This window comes from Sphingosinicella sp., assembly GCF_041916975.1.
Taxonomy (GTDB): Bacteria; Pseudomonadota; Alphaproteobacteria; order Sphingomonadales; family Sphingomonadaceae; genus Sphingosinicella.
Genome location: NZ_JAYRYK010000001.1, coordinates 1007135 through 1029440, shown reverse-complemented (window position 1 = coordinate 1029440; position 22306 = coordinate 1007135). Strand labels below are relative to the sequence as shown.

Below are 22306 nucleotides of genomic sequence, written 5' to 3'. Positions count from 1 at the left end.
GCCCGTCGCTGAACAGCTTCGACAATGAACGCTACGACGTCTGGGTCAGAAGCTGCGCGATGCGCTTCCCGGAAACCGGCCCGCGCACGATCGTGGTCGGCAAGTCGTCTGGCAGCGCGTCGAGCGCGCCGAAATCCGCATCCGAAACGCCCGTCGCACCGCCCAGCAACTGAAGATAGGTTTCGCGGTTGATCTCCACCGCGCCGAGGCTGGCGAGGTGTCCGGTCATGAACTGGCAATCGAGCAGCCGAAAACCGCCGACGCGCAGCCGCGCGACGAGATGCGCGAGCGCGGCTTTCGAAGCGTCGGTGCGGCGGCTGAACATGCTTTCGCCGAAAAACGCGCCGCCGATCCTGACGCCGTAAAGGCCGCCGACGAGCGCGTCTCCCTCCCAGCATTCGACGCTGTGCGCGTGGCCGATGCGATGGAGGAAGGTGTAGGCTTCGCGGATCTGCCGGTTGATCCATGTGTCCGCACGATCGGGTGCAGGCTCGGCGCAGGCGTCGATCACGGCATTGAAGGCGCGATCGACGCTGTGCGCGAAACGCTCCTGCTTCAGTGTCTTGGCGAGGCTGCGCGAGAGATGGAAGCCTTCGAGTGGCAGGATCGCGCGCTCGCGCGGTTCCACCCAGAACACGTCCTCGGCATCGCGGCTTTCCGCCATCGGGAAGATGCCGATCGAATAGGCGCGGAGCAGCAGCTCCGGGTCGAGCGCCGCGCCGCGCTTCTGCCGCGAGCTCATGCGAGCGCCACGCGTGCGCCGGCATGGCGCACGAGGCGCCCGGCGAGTTCGAGTTCGAGAAGCACGGTCTGCACGACGGCGGGCGGTTCGCCCGACAGGCGGACGAGTTCATCGACGGCGACGGGCGTGAGGCTGAGCAACGCAGTCACGGCGGTGCGCGCGCTGTCGTCGGCGTCTGTGGGGGGCGGGGCCGAGAAGCGGCTGCCGCCTGCGGCGAGTCGCGTGGCCCCGAAAGGCGCAATCGTCTCTGCGATGTCGGCGGCGGATTGCACGAGCGTCGCACCGTCGCGGATCAGCTGGTTGCACCCCTGTGCGCGCGGATCGAGCGGGAAGCCGGGCACCGCCATCACCTCGCGGCCTTGTTCGCCCGCGAAGCGCGCCGTGATGAGCGAGCCCGAGCGCGGTGCGGCTTCAACGACGACAATTCCCGCCGAAAGCCCCGAGATCAGACGGTTGCGGCGCGGGAAGTGCCGCGCCTGCGGCTCGGTGCCGAAGGGCTGCTCTGCGATCACGAGGCCGCGTTCGTAAAGCGCGGCATAAAGCTCTGCGTTCTCGGGTGGGTAGATGTTGTCGATGCCGCCCGCGATCACGCCGATCGTACCGCCCGAAAGCGCACCCGCGTGCGCCGCGGCGTCGATACCGCGTGCGAGCCCCGAGACGACGACGATGTCGGCGGCGGCAAGATCGGCGGCAAGTCCGCGCGCGAACCGGATCGCTGCGGCCGACGCATTGCGCGCACCGACGATGCCGATCGTGCGGCGGTGCGCGTGCTTGATATCGCCGCGCACGGCAAGCGCGGGCGGTGCGTCCTCGATCTCGGCGAGCAGCGGCGGATAATTGGCCTCTCCGAGGAACACGAAGCGTGCCCCGGCCGCGTCCACGGCTTCCATTTCGCGCTGAACGGCGGCGAGGTTTGCAATCCGGAAGTCACGACGGCCACCACGCCGTGCGAGGTCGGGAAGGACTTCAAGCGCCGCCGATGCACTTCCGTAACGCGCGGTGAGGTGCCGGTAGCTCACCGGCCCCACGTTTTCGCTGCGAATCAGCCGCAGCTTTGCGATGCGTTCGATGTCGCTGCCCGGCCGGTCAGCCATTCGGATCGGGCGCGCCGCCGCGCCCGCCGATCTTGCTCTCGGTGCCCGCGCGCAGCTTCGCGATGTTCTCGTCGTGCTTCGCGATCACCAGCACGGCCATGCCCGCGAACAGCAGCGCGGCATCCCAGCGTCCGGCGAGCGCGGGCGCGAGCGGGGTCAGCGTTACCGCCATCAGCCCGGCGAGCGAGGAGTAGCGCGTTACACCCGCGACGAGCAGCCAGACAGCCGCGAAGACGAGCCCCGCGGGCGGATGGATGGCGAGCGCGATGCCGAGCATCGTGGCGACACCCTTGCCGCCGCGGAACAGCAGCCACACCGGAAACAGATGGCCGATGAACGCGCCCATGCCGCCAAGGATGTCGCCGCCATATGCGAAGGTTTGGCCGAGCCAAACGGCAAGCGCGCCCTTGCCCGCATCGAGCAGCAGGGTCAGCGCCGCGAGGCTCTTGCCGCCGGTGCGCAGCACGTTGGTCGTGCCGATATTGCCCGATCCCATGCGGCGGATATCGCCCATCCCCGCGAGGCGCGTGACGATGAGGCCGAAGGGAATCGCGCCCAGCAGATAGCCGACGACGAACCAGGTCCAAGGGTTGGCCAGAAGGGGCGTGTCGGTGAACATCGGCGCGGAACCTAAACGGAAGCCGCGGCGTTCGAAAGCCCCCTTCGCGCGGTGGCGTGAAGGCATCGCCAAAGCCGTTTCGACAGCCTAGAAGACGCCGCATGACTGAACGCCTTCAGATCGCTTTCGCGCAGCTCAACCAGACCATGGGCGACCTTCGCGGCAACGCCGACGCGATGCTCGCCGCGCGGGCGCGTCAGCCCGAAGCGGACCTCATCGTCACCTGCGAACTTTCGCTCATCGGCTATCCGCCCGAAGACCTCGTGCTGAAGCCGTCGCTGGTGCGCGCAGCGGAAGCGGAATTGCAGCGCATGGCGGAAGCCACGGCGGACGGCGGCCCGGCGATGCTCGTCGGCAGCGTGCTTCTGGAAGACGGCAAGCTCTATAACGCGATGGCGCTGCTCGACGGCGGCAAAATCGCGGCGTGGACACGCAAGCACGAACTGCCGAACTACGGCGTGTTCGACGAGAAGCGCGTGTTCGTGCCCGGCCCGCTGCCGGGGCCGCTGGCGTTCCGCGGCGTGCGCTTCGGCGTGCCTATCTGCGAGGACATCTGGTTCCCGGACGTGTGCGAATGCCTCGCCGAGACGGGCGCGGAAATCCTGCTCGTTCCGAACGGCAGTCCCTATGAGCTCGACAAGGACGATAAACGGCTTTCGCTTGCCGCGATGCGCGTCGCCGAAACCGGCCTGCCGCTCGCGTACCTCAACCGCGTCGGCGGGCAGGACGAGATCGTGTTCGACGGCGCCAGCTTCGTGATGAACGCGGACCGCCGCATCGCCGTGCAGTTCCCGGACTGGGAAGAGCGCGTCACGCTCACCACCTGGTTCCGCACCGCGAAGGGCTGGGTATGCGAGGAAGGGCACAAACACCGCCTCGATCCGTATCCGGAGGACATCTACCACGCGATGCAGATCGGCCTCGCCGATTATGTGAACCGCAACCGCTTCCCGGGCGTCGTGCTCGGGCTTTCGGGCGGTATCGATTCGGCGCTCTCGGCGGCGGTAGCGGTGGATGCGCTCGGTGCGGACCGCGTGTGGTGCGTGATGATGCCCTCGCGCTTCACGTCGCAGGACAGTCTCGAAGATGCGGCGGAGTGCGCGCGGATGCTCGGTTGCCGCCTCGATACCATCGCGATCACGCCTGCCATGGAGGCGTTCGACGCGATGCTCGCGCCGGTGTTCGAAGGCAAGGCGCGCGACATTACAGAGGAAAATATCCAGTCGCGCATCCGGGGCGTTACGCTGATGGCGCTTTCCAACAAGTTCGGCCACATGCTGCTCACCACCGGCAACAAGTCGGAGATGTCGGTGGGCTATGCCACGATCTACGGCGATATGGCGGGCGGCTATTCGGTGCTGAAGGATGCCTACAAGACCACGGTGTTCGCGCTCTCGCGGTGGCGGAATGCGAACCGCCCGAAACTGGCGCTGGGACCGAATGGCCCGGTGATGCCGGAGCGTGTCATCACCAAGCCGCCCACGGCCGAGCTGCGCGAGAACCAGAAGGATCAGGATTCGCTGCCGCCTTACGAAATCCTCGATCCGATCCTGCACGGCCTCGTCGAGGAGGAGCTTTCGGTCGCCGACATCGTCGCGCGCGGCTTCGATCGCGACACCGTCATCCGCATCGAGCGCCTGCTCTACGTCGCCGAATACAAGCGCCGCCAGTCGCCCCCCGGCGTCAAGATCGGCGTCCGCAACTTTGGGCGAGACCGCCGCTATCCGATCACCAACGCCTTCCGGACCTCATGACCCTCACCACCCGTTTCGCCCCGTCTCCGACGGGCTATCTCCATGTCGGCAACGTCCGCACCGCGCTCCACAACTGGCTGTTCGCGAAGAAGCACGGCGGGCGTTTCCTCCTGCGTCTCGACGATACGGATACGGAGCGGTCGCGTGCTGAATATGCAGACGCCATCCGCGCCGATCTCGCATGGCTCGGCCTCGTGCCCGATGCCGAATACCGCCAGTCAGACCGGCTCGCGCGTTACAACGAACAATTCGAAACGCTCGTCGCGGCCGAGCGCATCTATCCCTGCTTTGAGACCGCCGAGGAGCTTGAGGTTCGTCGCAAGATCCAGCTCTCGCGCGGCTTGCCGCCCGTTTACGATCGCGCTGCGCTGAATCTCACACCCGATGAGATCGCGGCGAAGCGCACAACAGGCGAACGGCCGCACTGGCGCTTCCGCCTCGATACGGGCGCGCACGTCCATTGGCAGGATCTCATCCGCGGCGACTCGCACATCGATCCCGCCTCGCTCAGCGATCCCGTCGTGCGCCGCGCCGACGGCTCCTATCTCTACATGCTGCCTTCCGTGATCGACGATATCGACATGGGCGTCACCCACGTCATCCGCGGCGAGGATCACGTCACCAATTCGGGCGTGCAGATTCAGATGTTCGAAGCGCTCGGCGCACAGCCGCCGGCTTTCGCGCACGAGGCGCTGATCACCGGCACCGAGGGTGCGCTCTCGAAGCGTCTCGGCTCGGCAGGCATGGCGCATTTCCGGGAGGCGGGCATCGAACCCGTCGCCATCGCCGCGCTGCTCGCCCGCCTCGGCACGTCCGATTCCGTCGAGCCGGTCACGAGTCTCGATCCGCTCGTCGAATATTTCGATTTCGCGCACTTCGGCCGCTCCGCCGCGCGTTTCGACGAGGCGGAGCTGCGCCAGCTCAACGCGCGCATCCTGCATCAGCTCGATTACGATGCTGTCGCAGATCGCCTGCCGCCGGGCATGGATGCCGCGGCGTGGGCGGTGTTGCGTCCCAATCTCGAAACCGTCGCAGATGCCGCCGACTGGTGGCAGGTGATCGAAGGCCCGGTGGAGCCGCTCGCTGGTGAGGATGACTACCTCGCCCTTGCCGCCGAAACGCTCGAATCGCTCCCGTGGGAGCCCGGTATCTGGTCCGCGCTCACCGGCGCGCTCAAGGCGGCGACCGCCCGCAAGGGCAAAGATCTGTTCCTGCCGCTCCGCCGCGCGCTCACGGGCCGCGATCACGGCCCCGAGATGGCGGGGCTGCTGCTCCTGATCGGTCGTGACCGCGCCCTCGAACGGTTACGCGCCCGTACCAACTGAGCGCGGCGCGAATGATCTGCTCGGCAGAGGCGGGGTTGTTATAGTATAACACGCTGGCCGGCATGTTGCCGGTGGTGGAGCGGCGCTGCCGTTCGGCAACGCATGGGGCGCCCTCCCTTGGGATGGAGCCGTTCGATGAAGTCAGCGTTCCCGACCCGCCGAGCCCTGCGAGACAGCAGCGGCATTCTCGTCACCGCAGCCGTTCATCTCGTCCTCGGTTATGTGGCGCTCACCGCCACGGGTATCGTCAAGGTTCCGAACATCATTCGCCCAGAGGCGCCGATCTGGATCGAGAAAGTCGAGCCTGCAAAGCCTGAAACGCCGCCGTTGCCCGCAATCAAAGACAGCGTGGACATCACCGTCGTCGAACCGGTCCTCGTCGTGGATGCGCCGCAGGCGCCGATCGTGCGCGATGATCCAACGCCCATTCTGCCGCGTGTTCCGGATGTTGTCGGACTGGCCGGGCAGACGCAGGCCGCAGATCCGGTGCTCGTCGCGGCAAGCATCGATCCGCGCTACCGGGACCGTTTCCAGCCCGCGTATCCATCGGCCGCGCGCCGCGCGGGCGAGGCGGGGAGCGTCGTCGTCAGCGTGCTCGTCGGCACCGATGGTCGCGTCGCCGATGCCGAAGTGATGCGATCGAGCGGTTATGAGCGGCTCGATAGCGCGGCGGTCCGGCAGGCGCTGTCGGCTTGGCGCTTCCGGCCCGCCACGCGCGATGGTGTCGCGGTCCAGAGCCGTCACCAGATCACGGTGACATTCGTGCTGAACCCGTAAAGGCATAACGCAGGCACTGGCGCGGGTGCGTTCGAAACCCTATCTGTGGCCCCGCATGAGCAACGCCACCATTTTCGGACGCATCCGCGCACGTATCGCCGCTGTCGAACGGCGGCAGTGGGTCATCGGCAGCCTTTCGGTGCTGATGACCTTCATCATCATGTTCACGTTCCTGATCGAGAACCGCTTCGGCTACCTGCCGCCCGATCCGATCATCGCCTACTTCAAGAACTGGGAGGACGGCCGCTCGCGCGCCGATGCGCTCGCGGAGCAGGAAGAGGAAGAGCGGCTGATGCAGGAACAGGCGGACGCGATCGCCGCACAGCTCGATATCAATGCGGAGAAAGCGGCACCTGCGGCTGCAGCCCCGCCTGAAACCAAAGAGCCGGCAAGCGCCAAAGAGCCGGCAAGCGAATGAGCGAGGCGGCGCGGCTGATGGAGGCCGCCGTTCGCCTCTCGCACCGCGGTCTCGGCCGCACTGCGCCCAATCCCAATGTCGGCTGCCTCATCGTGAAGGATGGCACGGTGATTGCGCGCGGCTGGACCCAGCCGGGCGGACGCCCCCATGCCGAGGCGGTCGCGCTGGAGATCGCGGGCGAAGCGGCGCGGGGCGCGGAGCTTTACGTCAGTCTCGAACCCTGCGCGCATGTCAGCGCGCGCGGCCCGGCCTGTGCTGATCTCATCGCCGCGTATGGCGTTTCCGCCGTTCACATCGCCGTGCTCGATCCCGATCCGCGCACGGCGGGGCAGGGCACGGCCCGGCTCAGGGATGCGGGTATCGCCGTCACGGTCGGGACTGGCGAAGCGATGGCGCGCGCTGCGATGGCGGGATTCTTCTCGCGCATGGAGCGCGGACGGCCTTGCATCACGCTCAAGCTCGCCATGTCCATTGATGGCCGCGTGTCGATGCCCGGCGGCGAGAGCCAGTGGATCACAGGCCCCGAGGCGCGCGCCCACGTTCATCTCCAGCGCGCACTTGCAGACGTGATCCTCGTCGGGCGCGGCACGCTCGAAGCCGATGATCCCTCGCTCGATGTGCGCCTGCCGGGGCTTCAGGATCGCAGCCCGCGGCCCGCCGTGCTCAGCGCGACACTCGATGCGATTCCGGCGTCAGCGAAGCTCGCTGCGCGCGATCCGCTGCTGCTGGCCTCGGTCGATGATCTGTGCGGCCTCGCGGTGAACGATGTATTCGTGGAGGGCGGCCCGGCAACGGCGAGCACGCTGCTTGCCGCCGATCTCGTCGACCGGATGCTCGTCTACCGCGCGCCCATCGTGATCGGCGACGGTGCGCCCGGCGCGGGCCGCATCGGCCTCGAACGCCTGTCCGATGCGCACGGCCGCTGGCGGCTCGTCGAAACGCGCACGTTCGGCAACGACCGACTCGAAGTCTACGCGCGGACGCGCTAGAGGGGGCGCCATGTTCACCGGCATCATCACCGACATCGGCACCGTCACCCGCGTTGAAGCGCGCGGCGACACGCGGCTCACCATCGCCTGCGGCTACGACATGGCGGGCGTCGACATGGGTGCCTCCATTGCCTGTTCGGGCGTCTGCCTCACCGTGGTGGACAAGGGCGCAGATTGGTTCGCCGTTGACGTGTCCGCCGAAACCCTCTCGAAAACCGCCGCATCGCGCTGGCAGCAGGGCGCACGGCTCAACCTGGAACGCGCGCTGAAGGTCGGCGACGAACTCGGCGGCCATATCGTCACCGGCCATGTGGATGCCGTCGGCCGTGTCGAATCGATTGCGGCAGTCGGCGACAGCCAAACGTTCCGCATCGCCGCTCCGAAGAGCGTCGCCGCGTTCATCGCGCCCAAGGGTTCGGTCGCGCTCGACGGCGTCTCGCTCACCGTGAACACGGTGGAGGACACGGCGGAAGGCATTGTCCTCTCGTTCAATCTGATCCCGCACAGCGCGGCGCACACCACGTTCGGCGGTGCCGACGCCGGGGACGCGGTGAACATCGAGATTGATGTGCTCGCCCGCTACATCGGCCGAATGCGTGACGTCGCCGCCTGAACACAGGCCTGTGACAAATGGGTATTGCGATCACATTTTAATGTGATACGCAGTTCCGCCATGAGCCAGATCCTGATCGAAACGATTCGCGGCATCGTCTCCAAGGGCGATGTGTCGCGTTCCGGTCTCGCCCGTGCGGCGGGGCTTCACGCCAACACGCTCCGCGACATCGATTCGCCCGAGTGGAACCCCACCGCCGAAACGCTCCGCAAGCTGGAGCTGTACATGGCGTCGAACAGCGACCGCCCGGCGCTCGTCCCCATCGAGGAGATCATCGAGGAGGCGCGCAACGGCCGCATGTTCATCCTCGTCGACGACGAGGATCGTGAGAACGAGGGCGACCTCATCATCCCCGCGCAGATGGCGACGCCCGACGCGATCAACTTCATGGCGACGCACGGTCGCGGTCTCATCTGCCTTGCGATGACGAAAGCGCGTGTCGACCAGCTCGGCCTCGGTCTCATGAGCCGCCAGAACGGCACACGTCACGAAACCGCGTTCACCGTCTCGATCGAAGCGAAGCAGGGTGTCACCACCGGCATTTCGGCGGCGGACAGGGCGCGCACGGTTGCCGTCGCGATCGATTCCGCGCGCGGCTCCGACGACATCGTGACGCCCGGCCACGTCTTCCCCCTCGTCGCGCGCGATGGCGGCGTGCTCGTGCGCACCGGCCATACCGAAGCCGCGGTGGACGTCGCACGGCTCGCCGGGCTCAACCCGTCGGGCGTGATCTGCGAGATCATGAAAGACGACGGCACGATGGCACGCATGGACGATCTCGTCCCCTTTGCGCGTCTGCACGGCCTCAAGATGGGCACGATCCGCGATCTCATCGCCTATCGCCGCCGCCACGATCACCTCGTCGAATGCGTCGCGCAGTCGCCGTTCACGTCGGACTACGGCGGGGACTGGCGGGTGCTTTCCTATCGCAACAGGATCGACGGTTCGGTCAACGTCGTGCTCCAGAAGGGCAAGGTCAGCGCCGACGAGCCGACGCTCGTGCGTATGCACGGCCTTTCCATCTTCTCGGACGTGCTCGGCCAGCCCGGCCCCCGCAAGCGCATCCTGCAGCGTTCGATGGAGGAGATCGGGCGCGCGGGTTCAGGCGTCATCGTGCTCCTGATCGCGCCGGAATCGAGCAGCCTGACGCGCGAGATCGCCGGCGAACGCGGCGACGACATGGATTTGCGCTCCTACGGTATCGGTGCACAGATCCTTGCCGATCTTGGCATCCACGATATGATCCTGCTCACCAATTCCCATCGCAACATCGTCGCGATCGAAGGCTATGGTATCAACGTCGTCGGCGAACGGCCCATTCCCACCAACTGAGATTACGGAAAGGCCGGCCATGGCACGCGTCCTCATCGTCGAAGCCCGTTTCTATGCGCACCTCAACGACATGCTGCTCGCCGGTACGCGCGCCGCGATCGAGGATGCGGGCCACAGCCACGAAACGATCACCGTTCCCGGTGCGCTCGAAATCCCGGGTGCCATCGCGCTCGCGGCCGAATCCGGTCGCTATGACGCGTTCGTCGGCATCGGCGTCGTCATTCGCGGCGAGACGTATCACTTCGAGATCGTGGCGGGCGAAAGCGCGCGCGGCCTGATGGCGCTGACGATGGATGGTCTCGCCGTGGGCAATGGCATCCTCACCGTCGAGAACGAGGCGCAGGCACTCGTCCGCGCCGATCCGAAGCAGAAGGACAAGGGCGGCGAGGCGGCGAAGGCGGCGCTCACGCTCCTCGAACTCAAGAGCCGTTTTGGGTGACACGTCTTTGGTGCTTGGGTTTCGAAGGCTGCGGCTCTACATAGCGCGCCATGTCCTCCAAGACCTCCTCCCCCAAGACGAAACCGCAAAGACCGTCCCGCGCGACGGCGCGTCTCGCCGCCGTTCAGGCGCTGTATCAGCGCGAGATGTCGGGCGACACGATCCCCAAGCTGCTGCGCGAATTCCATGAACACCGCCTCGGCCGCACCATCGAGGATGCGGCCTTCGCTCCCGCCGACGCGGACTTCTTCGATGATCTCGTCTCCGGCGTTGCCGCGCGAGAGGCGGAGATCGACGAGCGCATCGCGGGCGCGCTCGCCGAAGGCTGGACACTCGACCGGCTCGACCGGCCGATGCGCCAGATTTTGCGATGCGGCGTCTATGAACTCGTCGCCCGTCTCGACGTGCCGCGCGCAGCCGCGATCAGCGAATATGTCGATGTCGCGAAGGCGTTTTACGAGGCACGCGAAGCCGGTTTCGTGAACGGCCTGCTCGATCGCATCGCGAAGGACGTGCGCGAATAGCGCGCCCGCGCTACCAAGGCGGAATGCGCGAAGGCGAAATCATCGAACGGCTGCTGCGTCCGATCGCGACGCACCCCGCAGCACGCGGCCTTGCCGACGATGCGGCGGTGTGGTCGCCGCCGATGGGTCGCGAACTCGTGCTTACCCACGACGTGATCGCCGAGGGCGTCCACTATCTCGGCACGGATGATCCTTCCGACATCGCGTGGAAGCTCGTCGCCGTGAACCTCTCCGATCTCGCCGCCAAGGGCGCCGAGCCTGCAGGCGTGCTTATCGGTCTCGGCCTCGCGCGACCGGATGACGCGTGGCTCGAACGCTTTGCATCGGGCCTCGCCCGCGTGCTCGCCGAACACGGCACCGCCCTCTTCGGCGGCGACACGGCGACCGGCGCCGCATCCGCCGTTCTCGGCTGCACAGCCATCGGCCACGTGCCGCGCGGACAATCGCTGTCGCGCATGGGCGCGAAGCCGGGTGACGATCTTTATGTCACGGGCACGATCGGCGACGCTGGACTCGGCCTTGCCATCGCGCGCGGCGAAGCGCCCGCCGATCCGGCGCTACTCCGCCGCTACCGCTTGCCCGTCCCGCGTCTTGCGATGGGGCAGGGGCTTGCAGGCGCGGGCGCACACGCGGCGATGGACGTGTCGGACGGCCTCCTCATCGATGCCTCGCGCATGGCGAAGGCCTCGGGCGTGCGTATCGAGATCGCGCTAGCCGATGTCCCGCTCTCGGAAGCCGCCGCCGCGCGCCTCGCGCCGGGCGATACGGGCAGGCTCGCCGCGGCGACTGCGGGAGACGACTACGAATTGTTGATCGCCGCGCCGCCGGAAAGCCGCGCCGCGCTCTTAACGCTTTCAGAAGCCACGCGCCTTAGGCTCACGCGCGTCGGCCGTGTGGAGGCTGGCGAGGGGTTTTCGGTGATCGGCGAGGGCGGTGCGCCCGTGTCGGTGCCGCGTCTGGGGTATGAACATGGGGCATGAAGCGCGGCAGGGAAGGCGCACGCTGCTTGTGGGTTTCGCCGGCGCGCTGCTCGGCGTGCTTGTCACCGCGAGCGTGCTCGGCGGCGAAAACGTCCGTCGGCAAACGGCGGAGGCGTCGGATATCGCCTATGTCCCTCTAGAGCGCATGACGCTGCCGATAATGGGTGCGTCCGGCCCGCAAGGCTATGTCGTCGTCGCGTTCACGCTGGAGGTGCCGCGCACCCGCCGCGCCTGGGTTCGCGACCGGGTGCCGGAGGTGCGCCATGCGGTGAACACAGCGGCGTGGCAGTCCAGTCTCGTTGCCGAAAACGCCGACCGGCTCGACATCGAAGCGATGCGTGCGGCGCTGCTCGTTGCGGCACGCTCCGCGCTCGGCGCGTCAAACGTCCGGCAGGTCCGCATTCTAACGGCGGTTCCTGTCTGAAATCCGCGGCTTGCCTGTTGCGATTCCATTTGCAATGCTCCGCCCCGACATAAAGTCAAACTTGGGGAAACGCGCCTGCCTGCCTGGCAAGGGCGGGTAAGGCGAGCAGCAGGGGTTCGTTCATGGACGTTGTTGTTGTCGCCATAGTGTGCGGCCTCGCGGCCGTGCTCTACGGCATTGTCACCACGAAGAGCGTAACAAGCGCCTCGCCGGGCAATGCCAAGATGCAGGAAATCGCGGGCGCTATTCAGGAAGGTGCAGCCGCCTATCTCGGCCGCCAGTATCGTACCATCGCCATCGTCGGTGTCGTCGTTGCGGCGCTCGTCGGCTATTTTCTGGGGGTCACGTCGGCCATCGGCTTCGTGCTGGGCGCCGTGCTTTCGGGCCTCACCGGGTTCATCGGCATGAACATTTCCGTTCGCGCCAATGTGCGTACGGCGGAAGCTGCGCGTGCGGGGCTCCAGCAGGGCCTCACCATGGCATTCCGCGCCGGTGCGGTGACGGGTCTGCTCGTGGCGGGTCTCGCGCTTCTCGCGATCGCGGGCTTCTTCTACTACCTCGTGAACATCGCGGGGAACGCAGCGGATAGCCGGCTCGTGATCGACGCGCTCGTCGCGCTCGCGTTCGGCGCCTCGCTGATCTCGATCTTCGCGCGTCTCGGCGGCGGCATCTTCACCAAGGCTGCCGACGTCGGTGCCGATCTCGTCGGCAAGGTCGAGGCGGGCATCCCCGAGGACGACCCCCGCAACCCCGCCGTGATCGCGGACAACGTTGGTGACAACGTCGGCGACTGCGCCGGCATGGCTGCCGACCTTTTCGAAACCTACGTCGTCACCGTCGGCGCCACGATGGTGCTGACGGCGCTGCTCGTCGGTGCTGCGGCCGGCGATGCGCTCTACGGCCTCATGGGCCTGCCGCTCATCATCGGCGGCGTGTGCATCATCACCTCGATCATCGGCACGTTCTTCGTCCGCCTCGGCGGTTCGCAGAACATCATGGGCGCGATGTACAAGGGCTTCGCGGTTTCCGCGATCCTCGCCATCCCGGCGCTCTGGTACGTCACCGGCGTGGCGCTCGGCGGCATGGATACGGAGATCGGCGGCTTCACCGGCCGGGCGCTCTTCTACTGCATGTTGATCGGCCTTGCCGTTACCGGCCTCATCGTCTGGATTACCGAGTATTACACGGGCACGAACTATCGTCCGGTGCAGTCCATCGCCAAGGCGTCTGAAACCGGCCACGGTACCAACGTCATCCAGGGCCTCGCCATCAGCCTTGAAGCCACCGCGCTGCCCACGCTCGTCATCTGTGCGGGTATGCTCGGCAGCTATGCGCTCGCCGGCTACATCGGCATCGCCTTCGCGGCGACGGCGATGCTGGCGCTCGCCGGTATGGTCGTGGCGCTCGACGCTTACGGGCCGGTGACCGATAACGCGGGCGGCATCGCCGAAATGGCGGGCCTCGACAAGGACGTGCGCCAGCGCACGGACGCGCTCGATGCCGTCGGCAACACCACCAAGGCGGTCACCAAAGGCTACGCCATTGGTTCGGCGGGTCTCGCCGCGCTGGTGCTCTTCGGTGCCTACACGGCGGATCTCAATACCTTCTTCGGGGACGTGCAGGTCGATTTCGCCCTCTCGAACCCCTACGTCGTGGTCGGTCTGCTGCTCGGCGCGCTGCTCCCGTACCTGTTCGGTGCGATGGGCATGACCGCCGTCGGCCGCGCGGCGGGCGACGTGGTGAAGGACGTGCGCGACCAGTTCGCCACCAACAAGGGCATCATGGAGGGCACCAGCCGTCCGGATTATGCCCGCACGGTGGACCTCGTCACCAAGGCGGCGATCAAGGAGATGATCATCCCCTCGCTGCTGCCGGTGCTGGCGCCGATCGCGGTGTACTTCATCATCACCGCCATCGCGGGCCAGGCGCAGGGCTTCGCTGCCCTCGGTGCGCTGCTCCTCGGTGTGATCGTGTCGGGTCTCTTCGTGGCGCTCTCGATGACCTCGGGCGGCGGCGCGTGGGACAATGCCAAGAAATACATCGAAGACGGTCATCACGGCGGCAAAGGCTCCGAAGCCCACAAGGCTGCGGTTACCGGCGACACCGTGGGCGATCCGTACAAGGATACGGCTGGCCCGGCGGTGAACCCGATGATCAAGATCACCAACATCGTGGCGCTGCTCCTCCTCGCGAGCCTCGCCGCGCACTGATCTCGCGCGTCCGCGCGAACAAAAAGCCCCGCCGGATCGCTCCGGCGGGGTTCTTTTTACCCTTGGACGGGAAGAGCGGCTTACTGGTCTCGGCTCGGGCCGGGAGCCACGGCGCCGACTGCGCCGATGTTGCCGAAGATGTCTTCGAAGAAGCCCGAGTCGCGGCCATAGACCGGCGTCTTGTCGCCGGACGGCATCACCTGAACGATCTGGGCGAGCGTCTGGTCGCGGTTGACGCCGGTGACGTTGCCCGCGCTGTCGAAGGTGATCTTCAGCATGTCCTGCGATGTCGGCTTCGATGGCAGGAAGGCGAGCTGGCTCGTCGTGCGGGCGAGATAGTACCAGCTGTTCTCGTCCCACTTGGAAACGAAGGTCGGGCGGCCCAGCGTCTTTTCAACCGAGGCGCGGTTGTCCACGCCCGGCGAGATCGCGGCGATCAGCTCCTGATCGGCGAGGAAGCCCTGCCGGTCGGTGATCCGCGTGCACGCGCCGAGTGCGACAACGATCGCAAGCGTTCCGACAACCCGTTTCACCGACATGAACACTCCTGACCTTGGCCGAGGCCTCGCGCATTGACCTCGCGGCCTCGCCACTCAATATGCATGTTGCCGCGGCCCCGCAAGCTGGAGCCGCGCCTCTTTCGCTAGCGCATACGGGATGAAACGAGACTGAACCATGCTGAAATGGCTGCAAAGGCGAAATGCCGGGACCGATGGAGAGGTGCGCGCGGCGGAACTCTATGACGAGATCGTCGCGGTGGCGCGCCGGCCGGACTGGTACGTCGAGGGCGGCGTGCCCGACAGCATCGACGGCCGTTTCGACATGGTCGTGCTGGCGCTGTCGCTGCTGCTCGTGCGGCTCGAACGCGATGCGGACGATGCGCGTGCGCGGGCGCTTTCCAGCCTGCTCGTCGAGCGCTTCGCGGCGGACATGGACGGCAGCTTCCGCGAGATCGGCATCGGCGACATGGTGATCGGCAAGCACATGGGTCGCGCGATGCAGGCGCTCGGCGGCCGGCTCGGCAGCTATCGAGAGGCGCTTGGCCCAGACGCCGACCCCGCCTTGCTGAGCGCGGCGCTCGCCCGCAACGTGCTGCGCGGTGAGGATGCCGCGCCGGACTGGCTGGGTGCGCGCGTGCGCGAGGAATGGGCACGCTGCACCGCGCGGCCGCTTTCGGAGATTCTGGGATGAGCGAATTCGTGAGGCTGCTCACGCTCGACGAGGTCGGCGCGGGCGTTGAACGCCGGATTGCGGCAAACGCGGAAGAGCGTGCGGCGCTCGCCGCGCGGTTCGATCTTCGCGCGCTGGATCGGCTGGAGGCGGCGCTGACCGCGGCGCCCGCCCCCGGCGGCGTGCGTGTGACGGGCCGGGTCGAGGGCGATGCCGTGCAGGCCTGCGTCACTTCGGGCGAGGATGTCCCGGCGCGGATCGATGAGCCTGTCGAGCTGTTGTTCCTCCACGACCTCGGGCAGGGCGAGGAGATCGAACTTCACGAAGGGGACTGCGACGTGCTGCCCATCGAGGGGCGAAGCATAGACCTCGGCGAGGTTGCTGCGCAGACCTTCGGTCTCGCGCTCGATCCATACCCGCATGCGGATGCCGAAGTGCTTGCCGCCGCGCGGCGGCGTCTGCTGAGCGAGGAGGAGGCGGCGGAGCGCGAGGCTGCGGAAAAGGCGCAGGCAAATCCATTCGCGGCGCTGAAGCGCAACAGCTGAAAAAGGAGTGCAAGGCCGGGAAGTTTTGGCTCCCCGGCCTTGCTTGAGATCAGAGACTGGGAACTCTGTTGTGGGCGAGAGCCGTTGCCCACGCCCTCTGCTTTGCAAACGCCGTGCCAGCAAGCGTGGTGCGCCGCTTCATTAAACGCCGCCAACCCCTTGGATAGTTAATGAAAAGGGCGTCCGAACGGACGCCCCTTCAAACTGTAAACGGTGCCGACAGCCGGACGATCAGAACGGCACGTCGTCGTCGAGATCGTCGTCGAAGCTCGGCCGGCTGCCCTGGCGCGATCCGCCGCCACCGCCGCCGCTTCCACCACCGAAGCCGCCCCCCGATCCACCACCGGATCCGCCGCCGCCATAGTTGCCACCGCCGCCACCGCCTTCGCCGCGGCCGTCGAGCAGCGTCAGTTCACCGCGGAAGCGCTGCAACACGATCTCGGTCGTGTAGCGATCCTGTCCGGACTGGTCCTGCCACTTGCGGGTCTGGAGCTGGCCTTCGACATAGACCTTGCTGCCCTTGCGCAGATACTGCTCGGCAACCCGCGCGAGGTTCTCGTTGAAGATCACGACGGTGTGCCACTCGGTCTTCTCGCGGCGTTCGCCGCTCGCTTTGTCCGTCCAGTTCTCGGAGGTGGCGATGCGCATGTTCACGACCTTGCCGCCGCTGCCCATCGTACGCGTTTCCGGGTCTGCGCCGAGATTGCCGATCAGAATGACCTTGTTGACGCTGCCCGCCATGCTTTTCCCTTGTCGTGGGAATCAGCCGATGAGTGCCCGGCTGATCCAGTAAGTGATCCCGGCCATGACATAAGCAAGTGCGAACAGGTACGCAAACATGAACAGCGGCCACTTCCACCCGTTCGTCTCGCGCTTCACGACCGCGAGCGTCGAGATGCACTGCGGGGCGAACACCACCCACACGAGGAAGGCGAGCGCGGTCGGCAGCGGCCACGCCGAACGCAGGCGGTCGACGAGGCTTTCCTGCAATGCATCCTCGTCGTCGGTCTGCAGGCTGTAGATCGTGCCGAGCGCCGCCACGGAAACCTCGCGAGCGGCGAGCGTCGGCAGCATCGTCATGCTGATCTCGTGGTTGAAGCCGATCGGCGAGAACACAACTTCGAGCGCGCTGCCGATGCGTCCCGCAATCGAATATTCGATCGGCGATTCGTCCGAGCCTTCCGGCGGCACCGGATAGCTCGCGAACGCCCACAGCAGGATTGTCGAGGCAAGGATGATGCCGCCCGCGCGCTTCATGAAAACGACGCCGCGCTGCCACAGGCCGATGATGAGGTCGCGCAGGATGGGCCACTGGTATTTCGGCATTTCCATCATGAAGCCGCTGCCCGTACCCCGCGTCACCGTCCGCCGCAGCACAAGCGCTGCCACCATCGCGCCGACGATGCCGAATACGTAGAGACCGAACAGCACGAGGCCCTGCAGGTTTGCAAAACCGACCTGCCGATCCGGGATGAACGCGGCGATCATCACGGCGTAGACGGGAAGCCGTGCCGAGCACGTCATCAGCGGTGCGATCAGGATGGTGGTCAGCCGGTCCTTGGGATCGTCGATGCTGCGCGTCGCCATGATCCCCGGAATCGCGCAGGCGAAGGACGAGAGGAGGGGGATGAACGCGCGCCCGTTGAGGCCGACATACGCCATCAGCCGGTCCATCAGGAACGCCGCGCGCGTCATGTAGCCCGATTGTTCGAGCACGAGGATGAACGCGAAGAGGATCAGGATCTGCGGCAGGAACACCACGACGCCGCCGACGCCCGCGAGAACGCCGTCCACGATCATCGATCGGAACCAGCCTTCGGGAAGCATGCCGGTCGCAAGTCCCTGAAGCGCGGCGATGCCCTCTTCGATCCACGCCATCGGCGCTTCGGCCCACGCGAACACCGCCTGGAACATGATGAACAGCAGCGCCGCCAGGATCACGGGTCCGAACACGGGATGGAGCGCGACATTGTCGATGCGCCGCGTTGCGGCGCCCGCGCCGCCGGACAGTGTCGTCACCGCCTGTGCGATGCGCTGCGCCTCGTGCTGAAGCGCGCGGATATCCGCGCCCGGCCCGGGCGGAACCGCCTCGCGCATCAGCATCGAAAGCGTTTCCTGCCCCAGATCGGCAAGCCCGCGCCGTCGGACCGCGACCGTGGGCACGACCGGCAGGCCGAGAAGCTGGGAGAGTCTTGCGGTATCGATCTTCGTGCCGTCGCGGTCAGCAAGGTCGATCATGTTGAGCGCGACGACCATCGGCCGCCCGAGCCGCGCGAGTTCGAGCACGAAGCGCAGGTGATTGCGCAGGTTCGTGGCATCTACCACGCAGATGATCGCGTTGGGCGCCCGCTCGATGCCGTGCTCGCCCATCAGAACGTCGCGCGTCACCTGCTCGTCGGGCGAATGGGGGCTGAGGCTGTAGGTGCCGGGCAGGTCGACGATCTCGACGTGCGAGCCGTCGGGAAGCTGCATCGAGCCGACCTTCCGCTCCACCGTAACGCCCGGATAATTGCCCACCTTCTGCCGCGCGCCGGTCAGCGCGTTGAACAGCGATGTCTTGCCGGCGTTGGGATTGCCGACCAGCGCCACCATCGGCGCGGCGGTCACTGCATTCATTCGGCAGCCTCGGCCTGTATGCCGGCGGGTATTGTGCTGACCTCCAGCAACCGCGTCGCGGCCTTGCGCAGCGCGATGACGTTGTTGCCGACACGCAGAGCAATGGGGCAGCCGCCGATCAGACCGCGGTGCAGCACTTCGATCTCGACGCCTTCGTCGAAGCCCATTTCCCGCAGGCGCAGCGCTTCGGGGGCGTGCGTGCCGGTCTCCATGATCTTCACGACGCTGGCCGTCTGCCCGGTCTTGAGGTCCTCGATCCGCATGAACACTCTGATCTGCTCGTATTGTTGCGAGCGATTATCATGTTCAATGTGGCTTGACTAGGGCGAGCGTGCCCTACGCGGCAGGATAGCGCAGGCGGCCCAGGAAACGGGAGAGGCGAGGGCGGTTTCCGGCCTGCTCGCGGAAGCGCATCTTGGCCTTTTCCACCTGCATGATCGTGTCGATGCGGCGGCCGAGGAACGCGAACGTGTCCGCATCGTCCTCACTCTCGTCCTGCAGCCAGTAGAGCAGGGTCGCGGCATAGACGCCGCCGAGTGAGAGGCGCTTGGTATAATGGTTGAAGTCGGTCGCCGTGTCGCCTGCGGCGCGCCACATGGCATCGGCGCTGCGCCACAGCGTACGCGCCGAAAGCGCGGCGTTCTGCGGCTGTGCGAGCACGGCGAACGCACGGCGCACGGCCTCCTTGTGCGGGCGCGCCTGATCGATGCGGATGCGGATCGCGGTGGTGATGCGGTCGCGAATCTTCATCGCGGCCGCACCGCGCCGCGCCATTTCCGCAGCCATGTCGTGGTCCGTTTTCAGGATCCAGGCATCGATCATCTCGGTCGCGCCGCCCGGGAACACCAGCCGCGCCCGGTCCGCCGGGATGCCGATCGCAGCGGCAGAGGCATCCAGCGCCGCCGCGCTCCAGCCGTCGAACGCCACGTTGGGCAGCAGAGCTTCCACCAGCACGGGGCGAAGCTCGTCGAGCGTCATGTCAGCGGGCGCGATGGTGTCGGTCATGGCGATGTGATACACGAGCCGTGCCGGGGCGTCAGCCCTGCTTCGGGCGCTACCCGCAGACCCTTGCCGCACTGGCCCGAATCTGCTAGATCGCGCGCTCTTTCCGCCAAGGCTTGCCTCTGGCGGCTCGTTTTATTGTGCCGGGCAAACGGCAAAACTGGATTGGAGTAGACGGCCGCAATGCAAATCATCGTTCGCGACAACAACGTCGATCAGGCCCTTCGTGCGCTCAAGAAGAAGCTGCAGCGTGAAGGTGTCTACCGCGAGATGAAGCTGCGCCGTCACTACGAGAAGCCCTCCGAGAAGCGTGCCCGCGAGAAGGCTGCCGCCGTCCGCCGCGCCCGTAAGCTGGAGCGCAAGCGCGCCGAGCGCGACGGCGTTCGTTAAGCCGGTCTCCGGTCCAAAATGAGGGCCGGATCTCGTTCAGGTTTCAGGTCTGGAGTGTGCGCTGATGGCGACTGTTGCGACGCGCGGTAGCGGCCTTGGCCGTTGGGTTCTGCTCATCGCGGTTCTTCTCGTCGGCATGGGCGTGCTCGCATGGGCCGGAACACAGAAATTCGCGGTGCCTGCCAATATGCAAACGACAGCTTCGGGCCTGATGTACGAGGTGATCCGCGAGGCCGCCGGCCAGAAGCCGACCGCTGACGACGTGGTGCTCGTCCACTATGAAGGCCGTCTGGCCAACGGCACCAAGTTCGATTCGAGCTACGACCGCGGCCAGCCCGCAGCCTTTCCGGTGAACGCCGTGATCCCCGGCTGGCAGGAAGGCATCCAGCTCATGTCGAAGGGCTCCAAGTACCGCTTCCGCATCCCGCCGCAGCTTGCCTACGGCGCGGAAGGCGCAGGCGGCGTCATCCCGCCGAACGCGACGCTGGAATTCGACGTCGAACTCCTGGAAATCGCCCCGCGCGAAGCCCTCGAACAGGGTATGCCGCCGCAATAAATCCTCTCCCTTGATGGGAGAGGAAACGAGACTTGCCGGTGAAACCGGCTAGTCGCAGTCGGTGAGGGTGGCAGCAGCGCTGATCGTGTCGATGACCCCATCGAGATTATCCAAAACCTCTGCGTTCCAGAACCGCAGCACCCGATAACCTTCGCTTTCCAGAAACCGGCTCCGCTCGGCGTCCGCTTCGATCTGGAACGCGTGTCCGTCGCCGTCGAGTTCGATAATCAGCCGTGCCCGATGGCTTGCGAAATCGGCGATGTAGGGGCCGAACGGTACCTGCCTGCGAAACTTCAATCCCGGCAGCCGCTCCCGGAGTGCGGCCCAAAGTATCCGCTCGAACACGGTCGCATCGCGCCGCAATCGTCGTGCACGCGGAATTGCTGCTGCCGTTGGATAGCGTTTCACCCACCCTCACCCTCCCACCGCTTCGCGGCGGGCCCCTCCTTCTCCCATCAAGGGAGAGGGGATACAGACCAACCTCTCCCTTGATGGGAGAGGATACGAAGCCTTGGCCGCAGGCCATAGGCGAAGTTGGTGAGGGTGGCCTGCGCCGCCGCTACTCGTCCCCGTCCCGCAGCGACACCCAGGCCCGCTCCCCGCGCAGTGCGGTGAACCAGCTCACGGGGTTCCAGAAGCGCTGGCTGCCGTCGAGCGAGAAGGTCGTGAATTCGGCGCGGCCGATCACGTTCTCGATCGGCAGCAGGCCGAGCCCGCCTTCCTCAGGCGAGAAGCGGCTGTCGGCGGAGCGGTCGCGGTTGTCGCCCATCAGGAACACGTGGCCCTGCGGCACGAGCACCGGCGGCGTGTCGTCGGCGTAGCTGAACAGAAGGTCGAGCACGGCATAGCTGCGCCCGGTTCCCTGCGTTCCGGGCAGTGTCTCGATGAAGCGCGGATAGCGACAGAAGCGTGTCCCATTGGCCTCGACCACGCGGAACTCCGGCCGCGCGCAGGGCATGTTGTCGGTTTCCGGGATCATCGTCGGCGCGGCGGGGCGTTTCGGCACGGCGGTGTTGTTGAGGTAGAGCACGCCGCCCTGCATCTGCACCGTGTCGCCCGGAAGGCCGATCACGCGCTTGATCCAGTCCTTGTGGTCGCTCGGTGACTTCACCACGACGATGTCGCCCCGCTCCGGCATCTTGCCGAACGCGCGTCCTTCCATCTTCGGCAGCACGGGCAGGAACGGCGACAGGTATGAAAAGCCGTAGGGATATTTGGTGACGACGAGCCGGTCGCCCACCAGCAACGTCGGCACCATCGATTCCGATGGAATGTAGAAGGGCTTGGCGACGAACGACCAGATGCCCATCACCGCGACGCCGAGCAGCGCCGCGTAACGCAGTTCCTTCTTCCAGTCGATGCCGGGCTTCTTGCCGCTCATAGCGGCCGCGCTGTGATCAGCACCATCGCCTGCGCCCACGGGTAGTCGTCGGTCAGTGTCAGGTGGATGTCGAGCGTGTGGCCATCGGGCGTGATCTCGGCGAGCCGCAGTGCTGCGCCACCGGTCAGCGCCAGCGTCGGCTGGCCGGAGGGGAGGTTGATGACGCCCATGTCCCGCATGAACACGCCGCGCCGGAACCCGGTTCCGAGCGCCTTCGAGCAGGCCTCTTTTGCCGCGAAGCGCTTGGCGTAGGAGGCTGCGCGCGTCAGCACGCGGCGTTCGGACCGCGCGATCTCGATCTCGGTGAACACGCGGTTGATGAAGCGCGCGCCGAACCGGTCGAGGCTCGATTGGATACGCTCGATGTTGCAGAGGTCAGAGCCGAGGCCGACGACGTGGGGCAGGA

27 protein-coding genes are annotated in these 22306 nt (G+C 66.5%); 16 read left to right on the top strand and 11 right to left on the bottom strand.

From position 1 onward, the window contains the following. Positions 1 to 31: 31 nt before the first annotated feature. The 3 genes from aat to plsY are packed head-to-tail and all read right to left on the bottom strand — an operon-like array spanning position 32 to position 2455. Complete coding sequence (aat, locus tag ACE3TJ_RS04800) at positions 32 to 742, bottom strand: leucyl/phenylalanyl-tRNA--protein transferase (protein ID WP_374594388.1); 711 nt, start codon at positions 740 to 742, stop codon at positions 32 to 34. Continuing rightward, positions 739 to 1836: a DNA-processing protein DprA gene (dprA, locus tag ACE3TJ_RS04795; RefSeq protein WP_374594386.1), complete on the bottom strand. Its 1098-nt coding sequence runs from the start codon at positions 1834 to 1836 to the stop codon at positions 739 to 741. Before dprA ends, aat begins: the two co-directional genes overlap by 4 nt. Then, positions 1829 to 2455 (bottom strand): glycerol-3-phosphate 1-O-acyltransferase PlsY, encoded by a 627-nt coding sequence (gene plsY / locus ACE3TJ_RS04790; protein WP_374594384.1) that lies wholly within the window; start codon positions 2453 to 2455, stop codon positions 1829 to 1831. Before plsY ends, dprA begins: the two co-directional genes overlap by 8 nt. Before the next feature lie 101 nt (positions 2456 to 2556). Here plsY and ACE3TJ_RS04785 point away from each other — a divergent pair, with 101 nt between their 5' ends. The 12 genes from ACE3TJ_RS04785 (at position 2557) to ACE3TJ_RS04730 (ending at position 14240) form a co-directional block, all read left to right on the top strand. Further along, positions 2557 to 4209, top strand: a complete 1653-nt coding sequence (locus tag ACE3TJ_RS04785) for an NAD+ synthase (protein WP_374594382.1) — start codon at positions 2557 to 2559, stop codon at positions 4207 to 4209. Further along, on the top strand, positions 4206 to 5534 hold the full coding sequence (gene gltX, locus ACE3TJ_RS04780; RefSeq protein WP_374594380.1) for a glutamate--tRNA ligase: 1329 nt from the start codon (positions 4206 to 4208) through the stop codon (positions 5532 to 5534). Before ACE3TJ_RS04785 ends, gltX begins: the two co-directional genes overlap by 4 nt. Positions 5535 to 5669: 135 nt before the next feature. Further along, complete coding sequence (locus ACE3TJ_RS04775; RefSeq protein ID WP_374594378.1) at positions 5670 to 6311, top strand: TonB family protein; 642 nt, start codon at positions 5670 to 5672, stop codon at positions 6309 to 6311. A 55-nt stretch (positions 6312 to 6366) separates the two neighbouring features. Beyond that, on the top strand, positions 6367 to 6729 hold the full coding sequence (locus ACE3TJ_RS04770; protein ID WP_374594376.1) for a hypothetical protein: 363 nt from the start codon (positions 6367 to 6369) through the stop codon (positions 6727 to 6729). Next, positions 6726 to 7718: a bifunctional diaminohydroxyphosphoribosylaminopyrimidine deaminase/5-amino-6-(5-phosphoribosylamino)uracil reductase RibD gene (gene ribD / locus ACE3TJ_RS04765; protein ID WP_374594374.1), complete on the top strand. Its 993-nt coding sequence runs from the start codon at positions 6726 to 6728 to the stop codon at positions 7716 to 7718. The genes ACE3TJ_RS04770 and ribD overlap by 4 nt, the downstream gene beginning before the upstream one ends. A 10-nt stretch (positions 7719 to 7728) precedes the next feature. Further along, the gene (locus ACE3TJ_RS04760) at positions 7729 to 8331 is read left to right on the top strand and encodes a riboflavin synthase (protein ID WP_374594372.1); all 603 of its coding nucleotides are present in this window, start codon (positions 7729 to 7731) and stop codon (positions 8329 to 8331) included. A 60-nt stretch (positions 8332 to 8391) separates the two neighbouring features. After that, the gene (gene ribB / locus ACE3TJ_RS04755) at positions 8392 to 9663 is read left to right on the top strand and encodes a 3,4-dihydroxy-2-butanone-4-phosphate synthase (protein WP_374594370.1); all 1272 of its coding nucleotides are present in this window, start codon (positions 8392 to 8394) and stop codon (positions 9661 to 9663) included. Positions 9664 to 9682: 19 nt separating this feature from the next. Next, positions 9683 to 10102: a 6,7-dimethyl-8-ribityllumazine synthase gene (gene ribH / locus ACE3TJ_RS04750; protein ID WP_374594368.1), complete on the top strand. Its 420-nt coding sequence runs from the start codon at positions 9683 to 9685 to the stop codon at positions 10100 to 10102. Between the two features lie 50 nt (positions 10103 to 10152). Then, positions 10153 to 10626: a transcription antitermination factor NusB gene (gene nusB / locus ACE3TJ_RS04745; RefSeq protein ID WP_374594366.1), complete on the top strand. Its 474-nt coding sequence runs from the start codon at positions 10153 to 10155 to the stop codon at positions 10624 to 10626. 23 nt (positions 10627 to 10649) lie between these two features. Continuing rightward, on the top strand, positions 10650 to 11606 hold the full coding sequence (gene thiL / locus ACE3TJ_RS04740; RefSeq protein ID WP_374594364.1) for a thiamine-phosphate kinase: 957 nt from the start codon (positions 10650 to 10652) through the stop codon (positions 11604 to 11606). Next, positions 11596 to 12030 (top strand): hypothetical protein, encoded by a 435-nt coding sequence (locus tag ACE3TJ_RS04735; RefSeq protein WP_374594362.1) that lies wholly within the window; start codon positions 11596 to 11598, stop codon positions 12028 to 12030. Before thiL ends, ACE3TJ_RS04735 begins: the two co-directional genes overlap by 11 nt. 122 nt (positions 12031 to 12152) lie before the next feature. Further along, entirely contained in the window at positions 12153 to 14240 is a 2088-nt protein-coding gene (locus ACE3TJ_RS04730) for a sodium-translocating pyrophosphatase (protein WP_374594360.1), read from the top strand. Between the two features lie 80 nt (positions 14241 to 14320). Here ACE3TJ_RS04730 and ACE3TJ_RS04725 read toward each other — a convergent pair whose 3' ends face one another. Further along, a complete protein-coding gene (locus ACE3TJ_RS04725) occupies positions 14321 to 14779 on the bottom strand; it encodes an outer membrane protein assembly factor BamE (RefSeq protein ID WP_374594358.1) in 459 nt (152 codons plus the stop codon). A gap of 136 nt (positions 14780 to 14915) precedes the next feature. Between ACE3TJ_RS04725 and ACE3TJ_RS04720 the strand changes: the two genes are divergently transcribed. Continuing rightward, a complete protein-coding gene (locus ACE3TJ_RS04720; RefSeq protein ID WP_374594356.1) occupies positions 14916 to 15431 on the top strand; it encodes a ubiquinol-cytochrome C chaperone family protein in 516 nt (171 codons plus the stop codon). Continuing rightward, positions 15428 to 15955 (top strand): DUF177 domain-containing protein, encoded by a 528-nt coding sequence (locus ACE3TJ_RS04715; RefSeq protein ID WP_374594354.1) that lies wholly within the window; start codon positions 15428 to 15430, stop codon positions 15953 to 15955. The genes ACE3TJ_RS04720 and ACE3TJ_RS04715 overlap by 4 nt, the downstream gene beginning before the upstream one ends. Before the next feature lie 231 nt (positions 15956 to 16186). Here the strand turns inward: ACE3TJ_RS04715 and ssb are convergent, their stop codons facing one another. From ssb to ACE3TJ_RS04695, 4 genes are all read right to left on the bottom strand, one after another. Continuing rightward, the gene (gene ssb, locus ACE3TJ_RS04710) at positions 16187 to 16696 is read right to left on the bottom strand and encodes a single-stranded DNA-binding protein (protein ID WP_374594352.1); all 510 of its coding nucleotides are present in this window, start codon (positions 16694 to 16696) and stop codon (positions 16187 to 16189) included. Positions 16697 to 16717: 21 nt separating this feature from the next. Further along, entirely contained in the window at positions 16718 to 18571 is a 1854-nt protein-coding gene (locus ACE3TJ_RS04705; RefSeq protein ID WP_374594349.1) for a ferrous iron transporter B, read from the bottom strand. After that, entirely contained in the window at positions 18568 to 18834 is a 267-nt protein-coding gene (locus tag ACE3TJ_RS04700) for a ferrous iron transport protein A (protein ID WP_374599313.1), read from the bottom strand. Before ACE3TJ_RS04700 ends, ACE3TJ_RS04705 begins: the two co-directional genes overlap by 4 nt. Before the next feature lie 73 nt (positions 18835 to 18907). Continuing rightward, positions 18908 to 19576, bottom strand: a complete 669-nt coding sequence (locus tag ACE3TJ_RS04695; RefSeq protein ID WP_374594347.1) for a COQ9 family protein — start codon at positions 19574 to 19576, stop codon at positions 18908 to 18910. Between the two features lie 180 nt (positions 19577 to 19756). On the opposite strand from ACE3TJ_RS04695, the gene rpsU reads away from it, so the two are divergent. Further along, on the top strand, positions 19757 to 19963 hold the full coding sequence (rpsU, locus tag ACE3TJ_RS04690; protein ID WP_004208618.1) for a 30S ribosomal protein S21: 207 nt from the start codon (positions 19757 to 19759) through the stop codon (positions 19961 to 19963). Between the two features lie 64 nt (positions 19964 to 20027). After that, complete coding sequence (locus ACE3TJ_RS04685) at positions 20028 to 20519, top strand: FKBP-type peptidyl-prolyl cis-trans isomerase (RefSeq protein ID WP_374594345.1); 492 nt, start codon at positions 20028 to 20030, stop codon at positions 20517 to 20519. A 48-nt stretch (positions 20520 to 20567) separates the two neighbouring features. Here the strand turns inward: ACE3TJ_RS04685 and ACE3TJ_RS04680 are convergent, their stop codons facing one another. The 3 genes from ACE3TJ_RS04680 to acpS all read right to left on the bottom strand — a co-directional run bounded on the left by ACE3TJ_RS04680 (position 20568) and on the right by acpS (position 22304). Next, complete coding sequence (locus ACE3TJ_RS04680) at positions 20568 to 20927, bottom strand: endonuclease domain-containing protein (RefSeq protein ID WP_374594343.1); 360 nt, start codon at positions 20925 to 20927, stop codon at positions 20568 to 20570. A gap of 151 nt (positions 20928 to 21078) precedes the next feature. Beyond that, on the bottom strand, positions 21079 to 21900 hold the full coding sequence (gene lepB / locus ACE3TJ_RS04675) for a signal peptidase I (protein WP_374594341.1): 822 nt from the start codon (positions 21898 to 21900) through the stop codon (positions 21079 to 21081). After that, entirely contained in the window at positions 21897 to 22304 is a 408-nt protein-coding gene (gene acpS / locus ACE3TJ_RS04670; RefSeq protein WP_374599311.1) for a holo-ACP synthase, read from the bottom strand. The genes lepB and acpS overlap by 4 nt, the downstream gene beginning before the upstream one ends. Positions 22305 to 22306: the final 2 nt, after the last annotated feature.